At 45.7% G+C, this 15,579-nt stretch carries 15 protein-coding genes; all 15 read right to left on the bottom strand.

Annotated features, from left to right (window positions below):
- Positions 1 to 32 precede the first annotated feature (32 nt).
- The 15 genes from fliL to L865_RS0102010 all read right to left on the bottom strand — a co-directional run bounded on the left by fliL (position 33) and on the right by L865_RS0102010 (position 15,469).
- Positions 33 to 554: a flagellar basal body-associated protein FliL gene (gene fliL, locus L865_RS0102080; RefSeq protein WP_028771708.1), complete on the bottom strand. Its 522-nt coding sequence runs from the start codon at positions 552 to 554 to the stop codon at positions 33 to 35.
- A gap of 73 nt (positions 555 to 627) precedes the next feature.
- Positions 628 to 2,322: a flagellar hook-length control protein FliK gene (locus L865_RS22895; RefSeq protein ID WP_051484393.1), complete on the bottom strand. Its 1,695-nt coding sequence runs from the start codon at positions 2,320 to 2,322 to the stop codon at positions 628 to 630.
- 159 nt (positions 2,323 to 2,481) lie between these two features.
- On the bottom strand, positions 2,482 to 2,928 hold the full coding sequence (gene fliJ / locus L865_RS0102070) for a flagellar export protein FliJ (RefSeq protein WP_028771707.1): 447 nt from the start codon (positions 2,926 to 2,928) through the stop codon (positions 2,482 to 2,484).
- A 17-nt stretch (positions 2,929 to 2,945) separates the two neighbouring features.
- Positions 2,946 to 4,286, bottom strand: coding sequence for a flagellar protein export ATPase FliI (gene fliI / locus L865_RS0102065; RefSeq protein WP_028771706.1), 1,341 nt, complete (start codon positions 4,284 to 4,286; stop codon positions 2,946 to 2,948).
- Positions 4,267 to 5,253: a flagellar assembly protein FliH gene (gene fliH / locus L865_RS22890; RefSeq protein ID WP_037470380.1), complete on the bottom strand. Its 987-nt coding sequence runs from the start codon at positions 5,251 to 5,253 to the stop codon at positions 4,267 to 4,269. The genes fliI and fliH overlap by 20 nt, the downstream gene beginning before the upstream one ends.
- Positions 5,254 to 5,255: 2 nt before the next feature.
- Positions 5,256 to 6,299, bottom strand: a complete 1,044-nt coding sequence (fliG, locus tag L865_RS0102055) for a flagellar motor switch protein FliG (RefSeq protein ID WP_028771705.1) — start codon at positions 6,297 to 6,299, stop codon at positions 5,256 to 5,258.
- Complete coding sequence (fliF, locus tag L865_RS0102050; protein ID WP_028771704.1) at positions 6,292 to 7,989, bottom strand: flagellar basal-body MS-ring/collar protein FliF; 1,698 nt, start codon at positions 7,987 to 7,989, stop codon at positions 6,292 to 6,294. The genes fliG and fliF overlap by 8 nt, the downstream gene beginning before the upstream one ends.
- 74 nt (positions 7,990 to 8,063) lie before the next feature.
- On the bottom strand, positions 8,064 to 8,396 hold the full coding sequence (gene fliE / locus L865_RS0102045; RefSeq protein WP_028771703.1) for a flagellar hook-basal body complex protein FliE: 333 nt from the start codon (positions 8,394 to 8,396) through the stop codon (positions 8,064 to 8,066).
- A 229-nt stretch (positions 8,397 to 8,625) separates the two neighbouring features.
- Positions 8,626 to 9,972 carry a sigma-54-dependent transcriptional regulator gene (locus L865_RS0102040; RefSeq protein ID WP_028771702.1) on the bottom strand — a complete coding sequence of 449 codons (1,347 nt, stop codon included), beginning with the start codon at positions 9,970 to 9,972 and terminating at the stop codon, positions 8,626 to 8,628.
- Entirely contained in the window at positions 9,965 to 11,044 is a 1,080-nt protein-coding gene (locus L865_RS22885; protein ID WP_051484392.1) for a sensor histidine kinase, read from the bottom strand. The genes L865_RS0102040 and L865_RS22885 overlap by 8 nt, the downstream gene beginning before the upstream one ends.
- Before the next feature lie 174 nt (positions 11,045 to 11,218).
- The gene (locus L865_RS0102030; protein ID WP_028771701.1) at positions 11,219 to 12,652 is read right to left on the bottom strand and encodes a sigma-54 dependent transcriptional regulator; all 1,434 of its coding nucleotides are present in this window, start codon (positions 12,650 to 12,652) and stop codon (positions 11,219 to 11,221) included.
- 257 nt (positions 12,653 to 12,909) lie between these two features.
- Complete coding sequence (gene fliS / locus L865_RS0102025; RefSeq protein WP_028771700.1) at positions 12,910 to 13,320, bottom strand: flagellar export chaperone FliS; 411 nt, start codon at positions 13,318 to 13,320, stop codon at positions 12,910 to 12,912.
- Positions 13,321 to 13,326: 6 nt separating this feature from the next.
- Complete coding sequence (locus L865_RS0102020; RefSeq protein ID WP_028771699.1) at positions 13,327 to 13,647, bottom strand: hypothetical protein; 321 nt, start codon at positions 13,645 to 13,647, stop codon at positions 13,327 to 13,329.
- Between the two features lie 29 nt (positions 13,648 to 13,676).
- Complete coding sequence (gene fliD / locus L865_RS0102015; RefSeq protein WP_028771698.1) at positions 13,677 to 15,044, bottom strand: flagellar filament capping protein FliD; 1,368 nt, start codon at positions 15,042 to 15,044, stop codon at positions 13,677 to 13,679.
- A gap of 41 nt (positions 15,045 to 15,085) precedes the next feature.
- Entirely contained in the window at positions 15,086 to 15,469 is a 384-nt protein-coding gene (locus L865_RS0102010; RefSeq protein ID WP_245608376.1) for a flagellar protein FlaG, read from the bottom strand.
- Positions 15,470 to 15,579 lie beyond the last annotated feature (110 nt).

Raw genomic sequence — 15,579 nt, 5'->3', positions numbered from 1 at the left:
AGCCTTATTTATCCACATAATGCATTCATCAATTACTGCATTACAAAACCAGTAAATAATACTTTCTCTACCACTTTACGCCCTGTCACTGGTTGCAATGTATTTTGCACATTAAGCAATGCCAACTGACGCAATTCATCTTTACCCGCAAGCGAGCTAAGTTTTTGTTCATCCGAACCACTAAAAGTGGTTAACAGCGCATCTTCTATTAGTGGAATGTGCTTCTTAATGAGTACATCATCATCTGCGCCCCTCACCATCATCTGCACTTTGATTTCCACTAACCGCGAGCGAGTTTTTCCAGGTAAATTGAACACGAACGGCCTTGGCATCGCCACATAGAACGCTTCACCTTGATTGACTTCTTCAACCTGCTCCACGGCCTCTTCGCTACCTTCAGCTGCTGCCGTTTCATCATCACCACTAAGGAAAAACCACAAAGCCCCAGCAATAACCAGCGCCAAAACCAATCCTATCACGGCAAAAATGATAATTTTCTTTTTGCTTTTGGGCGCTTCGCTATCTTCTAACTCTAGTGACTCTTCTTCGGCCATCTCAATTCCCCTATCAATCATCCCTCACGGGTTTGAACTTATTGCTCAACCTTAATCTCTATAGGTTACCTGCTTATGCGTAATAATCTATACCCGATTGATAAGTAGTTGCTTGATTCGCCGCCAAAAGAGTTTCTTCTGCTGTATTTTCATCCATTTCATTCCCTAGCAAGCCATTTTGACCTTGCTCGCCATCAGCACCTTCCTCACCCTGCTGCTGTTGAGATACATCACTGTCGGTTAATTGCATTCCTTGCTCAGCCAGCATCTCTCTTAGTCTGGGTAAGGCCTGCTCAACGATATCTCTTGTTTGATGCTGAGCCACCTGGAATTGCACCTGAGTCTGATCGCCCTGAACCTGAATTCTTACCATCATTTGCCCAAGCTCGGGCGGATCTAGCCGGATTTCGGCATGCTGAATCCCCTGGCTGACCATAGTCACTAGCTGCTGGCGCATTACTGGACTGAATTTTTGAATCATATCCTGCATCTGCTGGGCGCCTTCATGCTGACTTCTTATAGAAACTTGAATTTGCGCCACTTCATTACGATTGATCTGCTGGGTCGCGGTAAACAATGGGTTAGCTTTTTGTTCAGCTGAGATTGAGTGAGTACTAGTGGTATCTTTTGCCTCAGCAATAGCACTATTGTCTAGACTACCATTGGCATTCAGACTGACGGCTAACTTGGCATCTTTTAATTGCATTGCAGCTTGAAGTTCGCCTGATGATACATTGCTATTACTTAACGCTGCGACTTTTTTAATGCTCACATCGTCGCTACTTGAGGTAGCAGAATTGCTGGCTGTTACCCCTTTGCTAGTATCTTCACCCAATATATTCTTTATTGAGGCTGATGGTGCCGTAGAAGACACCCCGGCAGCCGCAGTTTTTTCAACGCCGACAGCTGACTGATTAACCTGACTCACCGCATGCTTGTCTAGAACTTTGGCATCAACATTTTTTTCTGATGCCAAGCCTGTCGCTTGTGCAAGCACGCTTGCATCTGATTTGGTCTTGGGATCGACATCAGCTGCTAAGGTGCTTTTATCCGCTGCATGCCCTTGTCGTTTTAATTCCTCTACAGCTAATAGCTGTGCAGCATGGAGCTTTTGTTGTTCTTCAACGGTTAAATTCGATTTTGCTTGGGGTTCCGTTGCATTCTGAACCAGATTAGTCAGCTCAGTGGCTTGTATAATTGGCTTATCTTCAGTCCCTATTTGACTTACTAACTGCAGAAAATCTTTAGGCGGAAGGGCAATAAGCTCTTGTTTCGACATGCCTGTTTGCATAGAAACTAACGTAAGCAATTCCTCATCGCTCTGTAATTGTTTGCCGCTATCAATAACCTGCTGCGACACAAACAAATCCTCCCCATCATCAAGCGGCAATGATTCGCCGCTATCATCTGGCAAAGACTCTTCAGCTACGGCGTTGGCCAAATTAATTTGAGACAGTACTAGGTCAATATCTGCAGAGTCATCGCTATTAAATTGCTCATTATCCACCACAACTTCATCTGTCTCGCCTTTAGTCGATTCAGGTTGCTTACCCACAACGGCGGTGACAGTTTGTCTAGTCGGCACTTTACTCTCACCTTTTGCGGCTTGTTCCATCGCAAAGGAAAAGTCGTTATTTTTCGTTTGCTTAGTGGCCTCTCCCGTCGCATCACTGCTCAGCAGGCTGTTAGATTTGATGGATTGGCTGTCTGATCCCACATCGCTTTTGGTGTCAGATTTAGCCAGCAAAATATTGTTCATTTGGGTCATGGTTCCTCCGCAGACGTTACACGATGACGAACTGCAGTTCAGCTAACAGTGTCAAAAACCCATACAGATTGGGAGTTATTGGTATAAACCTTTGCAATTATGGTGCCACTTGAAAGCATAGAGGCGATAGAATATTGAGGCTGGGGAAATAAAAGTAGATTAACGGCGAGATTGTCTAAAATATTGCTGAGATGCAAATTCATCAAACATTTTTTGCTCTGCTTTATGGGCTTTTGTTGCGGCTTGCATCGCTTTCTTTTCTAACAGTAGCTCTACCGCTTTACGTTTCTGTTGTTTCTCTTGCCAATGATTTTGTCGATAGGTCACTTGTTTGTTGGCCTCAGCCACCCCAAGGTGCTGCTTAGTGATGGCATCATCGATTTGACGAACAAACTGATGAAATTGATGATAGTAGCTGGCGCTGATTTGCTGACCTTGCTGACCTTCCATCTGTTTCATGTAATCTAAACGGTAATTTTGCAAAGCGCTTAGTTGCGCCTGAGATTTTTGTAGATCAAGCCTCGCGCTTTTTAACTGCAAAGCAGCTTGCTCTTCTGCTTCGCTAGCGAGCTTTAATACCGTATGCAGCGGATCGGGTTTGGCCATCAATTATTCGTAATGCCCTATGCTTGGCACTGCGCTCCTAGTTGGGTGAGCATTAACTCACTACTATCAAAGGTTATCGCTTCTTTCATAGTTTGACGTAGAAACGCATTCATTGCCGGTTGTAAACGTATGGCATTATCAATACGAGGATCACTTCCCTGAGTGTAGGCCCCAATTGAGATAAGATCTTTATTCTGTTGATACAGTGAATACACTTGTTTCACTTTTCGCATCGCTTCTAAATGCTCAGCGCTGATCACCATCGGCGCAACACGACTAATTGAAGCTTCAACATCAATGGCTGGATAATGACCGGAGTCAGCTAGAGTACGCGACAATACGATATGGCCATCTAAGATTGCCCTTGCGGCATCGGCAATTGGATCTTGCAGATCATCGCCTTCGGTTAATACGGTATAAAATGCGGTGATGGAGCCCTGCTTGCCACCGCCGTTACCTGCACGCTCAACCAGTTTAGGCAGTTTTGCAAAAACCGATGGCGGATAACCTTTGGTCGCAGGTGGCTCGCCCACTGCTAAGGCAATTTCACGTTGCGCCTGGGCGTAGCGCGTCAAACTATCCATCAGTAATAACACGTTATAACCCAGGTCACGAAAGTACTCTGCGATGCGAGTTGAGGTTTCACAGGCTCTTAATCGCATCAGCGGCGAGGTATCGGCAGGCGCTGCGACAACAACAGAGCGAGCGCGACCTTGTTCCCCCAAAATCTCTTCAATGAACTCTTTCACCTCACGGCCACGTTCGCCCACTAAGCCAACCACAATAATGTCAGCGGTGGTACCGCGAGTCATCATGCCTAGCAGCACACTTTTACCGACACCCGAACCCGCAAACAGACCCATACGTTGGCCTTTGCCCACGGTTAGCATCGCGTTAATGGCGCGCACGCCAACATCCAGCGGCTGGGTGATCGCCCGCCGCGCGAGCGGATTAATGGCGGTAGATTGACGTGGAGCATGCTGCTCTGTATGCAGTGCACCGGCGCCATCAAGCGGTTGGCCGTTGCCATCTAAGACTCGTCCGAGTAGCGACAACCCAACAGGAATACCGGCTTGTTCACCTAATGGGGTAACTTTGGCGCCAGGCAATACCCCACTGAGTTCCTCAATGGGCATCAAATAGAGTAATTTATCATCAAATCCAATGACTTCAGCAACCAGATCACCAGTGATGGTTTCTATGCTGCACAAACTGCCAACGGACGCACGGCAACCCGATGCTTCTAGCGTTAACCCCACAACTCTGACTAGCTGGCCGCTTGCCTCCGGCATAAAGTGTGGCACTTTAGCCGTGTAGTTTTTAAGCTGATTAAGAAGATTAAGCTGACGGGCTTTCATCAGGATTTTCCACAGTATCAGTCGTTGCTGATTCGGCTGACACCGGCTCAACACCCGCTTGGTCGACTTCTGTTTGCTCGGCAGGCATGGGCTCTTGAGCGGTCGTTTCGGTGTGATTTACTTCAGCATCATGTTGCTCTGCACTGGGTTTTGCAAGTGCATCAAGCTTAGCCTGTTGCTCTTTTTGCAATCTTTCTAAATGGCCATCAACATCACTTAGCACCGAGTCCATGCGAGTTTGCAAACGCATATCTACACTGCTGCGTTGACTATCAATCACGCAATCCCCCGCAGATAAGCTTGGATCAGCTTCAAGCTGCCAACGATTCTTATCTAATTGCGCTTGCTCATACAGGGTATTGACGATGGCAAGATCATCTGGATGTAAGCGGATATTGATGTTTTGATCTTTTATCGGTAGGGAGTCAACGCCATGACGTAAAGCCGCCAGCACATGTTCAGGATGGGTATGCAGTTCATGTCCAATCACTGAGCGAGCCAAAGCCCGGCTCAGGTTAACCATCTCTAACTCAATTTCAGTATCAAGCAAACTCAGTGGCGCTGCAAACTGTTCAATAATATGGTTAAACTGCTCGATAAGCTGACTTGCCTGATTAAGTCCTTCCTGCAAGCCTTGCTCTTTGCCTTGCTCGAAGCCTTGTTGATGACCTTCTTCGAGCCCAGTTAAACGGCCTTGTTCTAGCCCCTCAGCGTGACCTTTTTCTGCACCTTCAGTAAAGCCAGCTTGTTCAGCTTCAGCGCGAATCTGTTCTATTTCCGCAAGTGTCGGTGGCTTAATTGCCTCAGGCTCTCCAACGACTTCTCTTACTGCATCGCGGCGCCCAAAAGCATTTAATGTATCGGCTGGGATCTGCTGAGTAACATCCGGTATATGCCAATGATGAAACTCACCATCATCTTGAGACACGCTGGCTGATTTAGCTGCTTTATCGTCGTCATTGGCCATAATTATAAGAACTCTTCTCCGCCACCGCCGCCGAGCATGATTTCACCGGCATCACTGAGACGACGCGCAATCGAAAGGATCTCTTTCTGCGCCACTTCCACTTCACTGATACGGATTGGCCCCATCGCTTCTAAATCATCTTTAAGCAGTTCGGCTGCACGCTTAGACATGTTGCCCAAAATCTTATCTTTAAGCTGATCATCAGCGCCTTTAAGCGCCTTCATTAATACATCTTGCTGTACTTCACGCAGCAAGACTTGAATACCGAGATCATCAACATCGGCTAAGTTCTCGAATACAAACATCAGGTCTTGGATCTGTTGCGCCATCTCTTCATCAGACTCACGCATGGTTTCCATCAATTGACTTTCTACGCCAGTGTCTAAGTAGTTCATGATATTAGCAGCCGCTTTCAGGCCACCCATCTTGGCCGCTTGCGCGCCACCTTGACCAGCAAACTGTTTCTCCATGATATCATTCAACTCTTGCAAAGCTGCTGGCTGAACTTCTTCCAAGTTGGCAATACGCATCATTAAGTCTAAACGGGTATTTTCTGGCGCTTGAGCAAAAATCTCAGCTGCCTGATCTGGTTCTAGGTATGACAGTACGATAGTTTGAATTTGTGGATGCTCATTCTGGATTATCGTGGCAACCTGTCTCGCATCCATCCATTTCAATGACTCAAGGCCTTTGGCCCCGCCACCCATGATGATCTGCTCAATTAAGTTGCCTGCTTTATCCTCACCAAGTGCAGCAGTCAGTGCTTTTCTAACAAACTCTTCACTGTTGAAACCAATGGATGAATACTTTTGTACTTCGTCAAGAAACAGCTTGTGAACGCCAATCACTTTCTCTTGACCAAAGTCTTGCATTGCCGCCATCGCCATGCCCACTTTTTGCACCTGCTTAGGCTCTAAGTGTTTCAAAATTGACGCGGCATCTGCTTCGCTCAAGCTCAGCAGTAAAATTGCGGTCTTTTCAATACCGGTTAAATCGTCGGTATTAAATCCTGCTGCAACTGTTAGTTCACCCGTTTCTTCACTCATTGTCTTGTAACCAACCTTTCACGACTTGCGTCGATAGTTCAGGCTCATTCGCCACTAGTGCTCGTATTGCTTTAATCATATCATCATCTTTATGAAGATCTGGTATTAAAATTGACCCGTCATCTGCGTAGCTGTACTCCGCTTCTGGACGGTTCAACATACCCAGTGTATCGGCTGCATATTGATCTTCAATTTCTGCTAACTCGTCGCCTAAGCTAGGTTCATCAGGCATTTTCTCTGAGTCAGGATAAATAAGGCGCTTAAGCATAGGTCTAACGACAAAGATAATCAGCGCCAGAATCACCAAGCCCCCCATCAATAGACGCGCAGCTCGCCAGAACCATGGCTGCTCCCACATTTCAGGTGCCGGGACTTCTTCAATAAGCTGGTCCATAAACGGTACCGTAACTACTTCAATCATGTCACCGCGTTGGCCGTTAAACCCAACCGCGCCTTCTAGCAGTCGGCGGATATTTGCCAGTTCTTGCTCTGTGCGCGGAACACGATTTACTTGTCCTTCTTCACCCGCAGCGCCGGTTTTAAAGTCCACCGCGACCGAAACACTCACTCGACGCACCACGCCAACTTGCTGACGGGTATGGCTAATGGTGGTATCAAGCTCATAATTTCGTGTTGCTTCTCGATGGCTACTGCCTGTACTTTCAGCCGCTTGGTCTTGATTAAGCGCGTCCTGTGGAATATTTGACTCCATAGGTGGCTGATTAGTTAGCGCGCCCGGAATTCCGCCAATGGTGCCGCCGTTGGCATTATTCTCAACGGTCATCTCACTGCGAATCGCAGGCAGATCGGGGTTATAACGCTTGGCTGTTTGCTCTACCGCTGTGAAGTCCATGTTGACATCAACTTGCGAGGTAAAGTTCTCGGGGCCTAAAATGGGCATCAGAATAGATTCAACTTTGTTGCGGTATTCCGCTTCTTTTTGCTGAACAATTTCTAGCTCACGACGTGCTCTTGCTGATACGGCAGTTTGACTGCCAGAGTTTAATAGGCGGCCGTTAGCGTCGGTAACCGTCACGCGCGCAGGCTCCAGCCCTTGCACTGCTGACGCCACGATATCAACAATTGAATCAACTTCTTCTTGACCAAGCCCTGCGCGGCGTGTGCTCACAACAACAGTTGCACTTGGCTTAGAGCGGTTTCTAGCGAAGACATTTTCTTTTGGAATGGCCAAAATCACTTTGGCGCGGGTAATACTGCGCAGCTCTTCAATCGTTCGAGCTAGGTTTTGTTCTTGGCTATGCTTAAGACGAGCTTGCTCCATGCGCTGCGATACACCAAAACCACTATTTTGATTTAAATAGTCATTGGCCGCTTCATTGTTATCAAGTCCTGCTCGGCTGAGCATCATTTTGACATCTTGATAGCGATCTTCAGCAACCTTAATCACATCAACATCAATTTGGTACTTAACCTTATTCTTGTCCAGTACATCGAGTACTTGAACCATCTCTTGGGTATCCATTTTCCCTAGCGGACGATATTCAGGCTCCTGAGCCCAGAGCATGACAAATACTGCAAGCGCCAAACAGATAGCAAGTGCTAGAATCATTGTGATCTGACGGAGCATATCAACGCCACCAAAACCACCAATGCCGCCTGGTTTATGCTCTTCTTGAACGCCACCAGCCAAGGTCGTGTCTGCTGTGCCAGCGTTGTTGCCTACCACCATATCCGTACTCACGATAGATACCTGCTCTTTCTAATTAAATTATTGCAATGCTTTAAAAATCAATGAGTGCCGCCTTATACAGGCATACTCATGATCTCTTTATAGGCTTCAACAAGTTTATTTCTGACTTGTACTGTCGCTTCAAAAGCAACACTCGACTTTTCTCTGGCAATCACAGTATCAGACAATGTCACGGTACTGTCGCCCATATCTAACCGAGTCGCCAAAGAAGCGGCGTTGGATTGTAACTCGCCGACTGTGCCCACGGCTTGAGATAGCAGCTGCCCAAAGTCACTGCCACTGGTGTTGTTTACCTGCTGAGTGATGCCTGTCGACATACCTGAAGGTTTAATTTCACCACTTAAAGACTGCATTTCTTGGAATAATGAATTGGCACCGATCTGCATACTAAGCTCCCATCGTCGTGTTTTTGACGAAACTTGATTGTTAGTAATCAATAAAGCAATTAGCTTGCCAACTTTAGAATGAATGAATCAATGGTAGGGTTAATGAGGTTTAACTGTTCACTAAAGCAGCGAAAGCAGATTTAAGCGCTAATGACACACAAAAACATCATGATACCTAACCTCGTCAGTTTACGACTCGGTATTGAGTATCATGATGTCGATAGCAATTTTAAGCCGGGATTTGAATACCCATGTCGCGCATTTTAGCCATTTTGTAGCGCAGCGTTCTGGCACTAATGCCCAGTTTTTCCGCCACCGCTTTACGACTACCATTACACTGGGTCAATGTCTCAAGGATGATGACGTGCTCTTTGGCTTTTAGCTCATCGCCCAATCCTTCAGCCTCGGGCACTGGGTGCGGCGCATCAAAGTGAATATCAAGCTCACTATCTTGGCTATCTAGCACAATATCGGCCAAAGTGATCGCTTCACCACTATGTAAAATCAATGCCCGTTGAATCACATTATCTAATTCACGCACATTACCCGGCCAGCGATGGGTCAACAAGCGGCGACTCGCTGCGTCATCAAGTTGCGGCACTGTGGTGACTCCACTTCGCTCCGCATGGCGCTGTAACAGATGTCGCGCTAACGGTAAAATATCCGCAGGTCGCTGATTCAGCGCAGGCCAAGTGAGTGGAAACACATTTATTCGATAAAACAGATCTTCTCGAAACTCACCGTTAGCAGCAGCCGCTTTAAGGTCCCTATTGGAGGTCGCGAGTACTCGAACATCCAATTTAATGGTCTTTCTGCCACCAAGACGCTCAACTTCACGCTCTTGGAGAACTCGTAAAAGCTTAGCTTGTAAGCCCAAATCCATCTCTGATATCTCATCGAGCAACAAGGTGCCGCCTTGTGCTTGTTCAAATTTACCAGGGCAAGCTTGCACAGCGCCTGTAAATGCGCCTTTTTCATAGCCAAAAAGGGTCGCTTCAAGCATATTTTCAGGTATTGCTGCACAGTTTATCGCCACAAAAGGCGCTTGATGGCGAGGGCTATTTTGATGAATAAAGCGTGCTAAGACCTCTTTACCTGACCCACTGGGCCCCATAATCATCACTGACGCATCTGATGCAGCAACCTTGCGCGCTAAGGCAAGCAAGTTAAGGCTTTTTTCATCAGCGACAACCGGGCTATCAACCACCAGTGCAGGTTTAATATAACGTGACACTTGGTTAAGTAATACCTCTGGCGCAAACGGTTTGGCAAGGTAGTCAACCGCCCCCTGCTTGATAGCATTCACTGCATTATCAATCGTGGCATAAGCCGTCATCAACAACATCGGCAGTTGGCTATGATGCTGCTGTAAGTACTGCAGCAAGCCTATACCGCCAATACCCTCCATTTGAACGTCACTGACCACTAAATCATAACACTGAGCTTTGAGGGCGACGATGGCTTCTTCTGCAGAGCCAACATCATCACACTGGTATTGTGCTAACAACAAAGTATCAACCAGTGCTTCTCTTAAGGCGCAGTCGTCTTCGACCAACAGAATCCTACCTTCAGACATGAGCTCCCTCCTCAGTACCTATATTGCTCAGCAAGGGTAAGACTATACTGGCTTTACAGCCCTTACCTTTAACGCAATGAAAATCAAACTTGCCATCGTGATTCGATACCACCGACTGCACCACCGCAAGGCCTAAACCTGTACCTTGTGATTTGGTCGTATAAAAAGGCTCTAACACTTGTTTTTGCATGGCAGAGTCTAAGCCCTTGCCGTTATCTATGACATGTAAGCTGACATGTTGCTCCTCAAGGGTAACTTGCAAAGCAATGCGATTGGCGCCGGCTTCAATGCTATTAATCACGAGATTATTTACCGCTGAGCTAAGAGTAGAAACATTGGCACTCACCAAATGCTCACCATCACCCAGCAAGGTCAATTGACAAGATTTTTTTTCCGCAATAGGTTCACAATTAGCCATGACACTGGCAACGACATCACTCATTAGCACAGGGACCATCTGCTCTTGTTGGCGCCCTTTAGCCATCATCAACATATCGTTGACTTGCTGCTCTAATTCGTTGAGTCGATCAACCAATTTGCCTTGAAAGCGCTCACGTCCGCGCTGATCAAGTTTATTGCTGCCAAGGTTGGATGCGTATAACAAAGCAGCAGACAATGGCGTCCTGACTTGATGCGCTAAGGTCGCCACCATTTTTCCAAGCGCTGATAAACGCTGCATGTGTGACACATTTTTCTGCAATAAGCGTGTTTCAGTCAGATCGGTCAGGACAATCAATTGCCCCGGCTCGGGCGTTAGAGGCGTAATCGCTAATTTCACTCGACGGCCATTTTTTAATGACACCTCATGGCCATCATCATCTTGCGGCGAAAACGCTCGGTTGATGACTTGTATCCAGCGTAGCCCTTCAAGTGGTTGGCCAAGCAGTTGCACCGCCACAGGATTGGCCTGTGTTACGACACCGTCGCCATTAATGATCACCACACCTGATGGCATGGCTTGTAGAATATGATCCATTCGACTGGATGCATTGGCATTGTCACTGTTTGCAACAGCACGCACCACCGATTGCTCAGGGGAGGACTGCTCTGATACATATTGTGTCGCCAACATAAAAACTCCGTCAAAATATTGCTGCTAACGGGGTTAATGCATATATCAGGCCAATGCTCTAAAACTAATTCAAGGAGACAAGTCAAAAAGGGCTTTTTAAACAAATTAGCCCCTAGAAATGACAAAGCCTCCAGTTGTAAAAACAACAAGAGGCTTTATTGGTATGTGTTACGGTTAATCTTTACTCATGCCATACTTACGCATTTTCTCAACTAATGTTGTACGACGAATACCGAGCATTTCTGCAGCTCTGGCAACAACATTGTCTTGCTGATCCAACGCCTGACGAATCATATCGATTTCAAGCTCTGCCAATAGATCTTTTAGATTAACCCCTTCCGGAGGAAGTTCACTCGGGAAGCGTGTTTCTGGAATATCTACCGGCTCTTCATCGTTGAAGATTGACGCCAGCGCTTCGCGCTCAAGCTCTTCTTCACTGACCTGCACTTCATATTCAGGCACATCAATATGTCGATACTTCATCGGTAAATCATTAACATCGACGAGACCACCTGGATATAAAATGGTTAAACGCTCAACCAAATTAGACAGTTCTCGAACGTTGCCTGACCACCCATGTTCTTTTAGTGATTCAATCGCACGCTGGGTAAATCGTACTTTACCGCGGCCTTCGTTATAAACTCGACTAACTAACTCTTGCAACAGCAGTGGGATGTCATCTTTACGCTCACAAAGCGCGGGCATTTCAATTGGGAAGACATTAAGGCGATAATATAAATCTTCCCTAAAATCTCCTTTTTCAATCATCTCTTCTAAATCGCGATGAGTTGCCGCTACTACGCGTACATCGGCACTAATAGAACGATTGCCCCCGACCCGCTCAAAGGTTCTTTCTTGCAAAACACGCAATAGCTTAACCTGCATTTGCAGCGGCATATCACCTATTTCATCTAAAAAGAGTGTCCCTTTTTCAGCCAATTCAAAACGACCTTTACGAGCACTAATTGCACCGGTAAAGGAGCCCTTCTCATGACCAAACAGCTCACTTTCAAGTAACTCTGGTGGAATAGCGCCGCAGTTAACAGGAATAAAGGGGCCTTCTCGGCGCTCTGAGAGATAATGCATGTTGCGCGCAACCACTTCTTTGCCTGTTCCAGACTGACCTAGAATCAAAACTGTGGCATCAGATGCCGATACTTGGCTGATAAGGTGGCGAACATTGGCAATCCCCTCACTGCGACCAACGAGGCTGCGAAACAGCTTTGTTTGATTACCGCTAGTCGGGATATCGGGTCGTTTAGCTTGACCAAACACCTGACAAAAATGCAGCAGTTCAGTCAATTGAGGATAATTGAGAGGCTCTTCAATAAAGCCCAGAATATTAGATGCACCAATATCTTCAGCCGGTCCCATAACCAGTACAGGTTGCCACGGGATAGACGCAGCAATGGATTGGATCAGAGTTTTAGTTTGGGCATCAGAGGTAATCACCAAGGCGCGGTAACGAGCATCTTGTAATCGCGCTTCAAGTTTATCGACGGCAATTAAGTCTACTTGTTCACCAAGAAACTCAAATACACATGATAAGCGATTTATTCGCTCTGATTGACTACCTACAATGAGAATTCGTTGATCTATTTGCATCATTTAAGAAGGCCGTAAAGCGCTCAGTATTATTCGCATTAATTATTAGTGTTCGTTGCCTAAAAGCTGAAAGTAGTCTTACTTAAACATTCCGATAAACGACTACCATGAGGAATAGTGTATTATCGGCAAGCTATTAGCAAGCCTCAGTTGCATTTTATGCTGAACTCTCATGATTTTAGCTCAAAATCTCAACGTATGCAGCAGCAGATGCCAAATGTTTGACACCTGCCAAGACTCCAAAGGTAATTACTGCAGGGCTAAATAGCCTCAGGCTGAGACGCCATGTGGTGTTGGTCGCTAGGAATAGCATCCCAACCTTCTTTGATAGTGCGAAGAATCTCACTGACATCATCTATCGCTTGTACGTCATTATTCATATTCGCTTCGGAGATTCTACGAAGCATAAAGTCATACAAATCGCTTAAGTTATTGGCGATTTCTCCACCTTCATCCATGTTCAAGCTGTTATTTAAACCAGTAATGATGCCAATGGCTTTACCAATATAAATACCTTTGTTGGTCACATCGTTTTGTTCGATAGCATAGCGACCTTGAGCAAGACGCTGCAGTGCGCCTTCAAACATCATTTGGATAATACGATGGGGTGAAGCTACAGATATTTCGCTCTCCACCGATACCTTTCGATATGACTGTAATGACCTTCTCATACACACCTACCTATTAGAATCTATAGACTTATAAACATTAAGTTGACGTTTACTTTTACGGCCGATGTGAAGCAATTCCTGCCGATGTTGAAGTACAGCTTTTGCCTGCACTTCAAAATCCCGAGTCAATTTCAGTTGCAACTCTAACTGCTCTCGGTCTTCATCTTTTGGGGCTAACAACAAGCCATCGAGTAAAAGTTGACGCTTTGCAATCAACTCCTGCAAATCTGATACCAACTTATCAGTTGCTTCATCTTCTGCAGGTAGGGCTTCTAACTTAACCAAGGTATCTGATACTGCATTATTAACTTGTTCTATGGTTTGCAACGATACAACTCCTGTCTCACAACCTAGCTTTATGAGCTACTTATAACGCCTGGTAATGAATTTAAGCCGTTTACTATACCGGAAGCTTGCTGATTTAACTGCCCAACCACCAAGTCCATCGCATTGAACTGTTTAAACAGCCTAGCCTCAAGCATTTCCATTTTCAATGCAAACGCCTCTCGATCACTATCTAGTCTTCTCTTGTCACTGGTATAAGCGTTATTGCGAGAATCAATTAAGCCGCCAGTTTTTACGTAACCTTCTGCAAGTTCATCAAGACGATTGGCTAATCCGGTTGTTTCGGTAGCAAATAGTCCTTCAATGCTCGCCATGTCATTCTTAATCACTTCATCAAGCTTTGCTGAATCAACACTCAACTTCCCGTATCGATCAGCCTCAATACCGATATCATAAAGCGCGATGCTTTTACCATCTACATCAACCCGACTACTAATCATATTACGCATTTGCGATTCTAAAGAGCGAATCATAGAGTCACCTTGCAGTGCAGCTGCTTCTTCTTTTTCAGCATCATAAGAAGACATCTTATCGATGGAGCTCATTAGGCTGTTGTAAGCATCAACAAACCCCTGCACATTCTCTTTTACCGCTTCATCATCTTGTTCAATTTTTAGCGTAGTGGTTTTATTTACATCGGCATCAGTCAGGTTCAACGTAACGCCAGCAATCGCGCCGGTAATTTCATTGGTTTGTGAATTTAACTGTTGCCCATCAACATAGATAATTGATTCTTGCACGGCTTGAACTTCTGTTAAGTTAATACCGCCAAACATATCATTAAGACCGGTTCCGGCAGTATCTGTGGCGCCAACGGTAATTTGATTGTCTGGGCCTTCGGTATCTGAGCTCAGTACTAAGCGGCTTCCCGAGTTGGTTGTGACAATTGTCGCGGTAACGCCCACGTTTTCAGATGAGTCGTTAATGTTTTTAGCAATATCTTCAAGTGTATCGGTCGCACCGACATCAACAGTAAATGACTCACCATTGACGGTAAAATCTAGGCTACCCTCTCCAATCGCAGCAGTTTTATCTGCGGTAAATGCGCCGGCAACTTTATGTGCTGTCGCCAATTGTTCAACTTGGATATTGTACGAACCTGTAGTCGCCGTTTTATCCGCAGTAGCGCTTAAATAGAGGCTGTCACCAGTTGATACAATTCGCTGATTAAGGCTTGCACCATCAGTCAATTTCTCGAGCGCATCTTGGAATGTGGATAACACACTTTTTAGTGTCCCAATAGCAGACACTTTGGCATCGATGGTTGCTTCTTTTTGGTCAAAAATAGCTTCTTTAGGGACTTTTTCGGCATCGACCAGCACACCGACAATGGTGTTAATGTCGAGCCCTGAACCGATACCCGTTGCTGTTAATGCCATAAAAACCTCTACTTAAACTATTTTAATACCGACAACCGTGTTTACGCCTCGGTTTTCATTAACAGACCCGTCACTTCCGTTAGTTTTTGCGCTAATTTAAGCGCTTCTTCGTTAGGAATTTGACGAATCACATCACCTGACTCAATGTCCATGACACTAACAATATTTGTGCCAGAATTTTCATCAATCTTAAATGCCAATCCTTTGCGCATCACAGCCATCATGGTCGACATATCGTCAACTAATTTCTGCATCTGTTCGCTAGTGGGTTCTTCCTCTGCTTTGGCTGTTTTTTCACTTTCTTCAACCGCTTGAATCGCAGAAGTTCTATCCAGCTCAGCATCCTTTGCTGCTGTAGGTTTTATAGGTGTGGTTCCTATATCTATCTTAGCAGTTGCGGCATTGGATTGAGTTACCAAATTCATATCCGTCACCATACTACACCCCCACGTTAATCATTATCCTTAAAATACGACAAAAGGGAGACTCGTTGCCGAACCTCCCTTGTTTGGTCAAATTAGCCTATCAATACCCA

The organism is Shewanella waksmanii ATCC BAA-643 (assembly GCF_000518805.1).
Classification (GTDB): domain Bacteria; phylum Pseudomonadota; class Gammaproteobacteria; order Enterobacterales; family Shewanellaceae; genus Shewanella; species Shewanella waksmanii.
This window is presented reverse-complemented; position numbering and strand designations above follow the sequence as displayed.

Coding starts and splice junctions, on each gene's coding strand:
- fliL (WP_028771708.1), bottom strand. CDS start 554: ATGGCCGAAGAAGAGTCACTAGAGTTAGAAGATAGCGAAGCGCCCAAA.
- L865_RS22895 (WP_051484393.1), bottom strand. CDS start 2,322: ATGACCCAAATGAACAATATTTTGCTGGCTAAATCTGACACCAAAAGC.
- fliJ (WP_028771707.1), bottom strand. CDS start 2,928: ATGGCCAAACCCGATCCGCTGCATACGGTATTAAAGCTCGCTAGCGAA.
- fliI (WP_028771706.1), bottom strand. CDS start 4,286: ATGAAAGCCCGTCAGCTTAATCTTCTTAATCAGCTTAAAAACTACACG.
- fliH (WP_037470380.1), bottom strand. CDS start 5,253: ATGGCCAATGACGACGATAAAGCAGCTAAATCAGCCAGCGTGTCTCAA.
- fliG (WP_028771705.1), bottom strand. CDS start 6,299: ATGAGTGAAGAAACGGGTGAACTAACAGTTGCAGCAGGATTTAATACC.
- fliF (WP_028771704.1), bottom strand. CDS start 7,989: ATGGTGGTAGGCAACAACGCTGGCACAGCAGACACGACCTTGGCTGGT.
- fliE (WP_028771703.1), bottom strand. CDS start 8,396: ATGCAGATCGGTGCCAATTCATTATTCCAAGAAATGCAGTCTTTAAGT.
- L865_RS0102040 (WP_028771702.1), bottom strand. CDS start 9,972: ATGTCTGAAGGTAGGATTCTGTTGGTCGAAGACGACTGCGCCTTAAGA.
- L865_RS22885 (WP_051484392.1), bottom strand. CDS start 11,044: ATGTTGGCGACACAATATGTATCAGAGCAGTCCTCCCCTGAGCAATCG.
- L865_RS0102030 (WP_028771701.1), bottom strand. CDS start 12,652: ATGATGCAAATAGATCAACGAATTCTCATTGTAGGTAGTCAATCAGAG.
- fliS (WP_028771700.1), bottom strand. CDS start 13,320: ATGAGAAGGTCATTACAGTCATATCGAAAGGTATCGGTGGAGAGCGAA.
- fliD (WP_028771698.1), bottom strand. CDS start 15,044: ATGGCATTAACAGCAACGGGTATCGGTTCAGGGCTCGACATTAACACC.
- L865_RS0102010 (WP_245608376.1), bottom strand. CDS start 15,469: ATGAATTTGGTAACTCAATCCAATGCCGCAACTGCTAAGATAGATATA.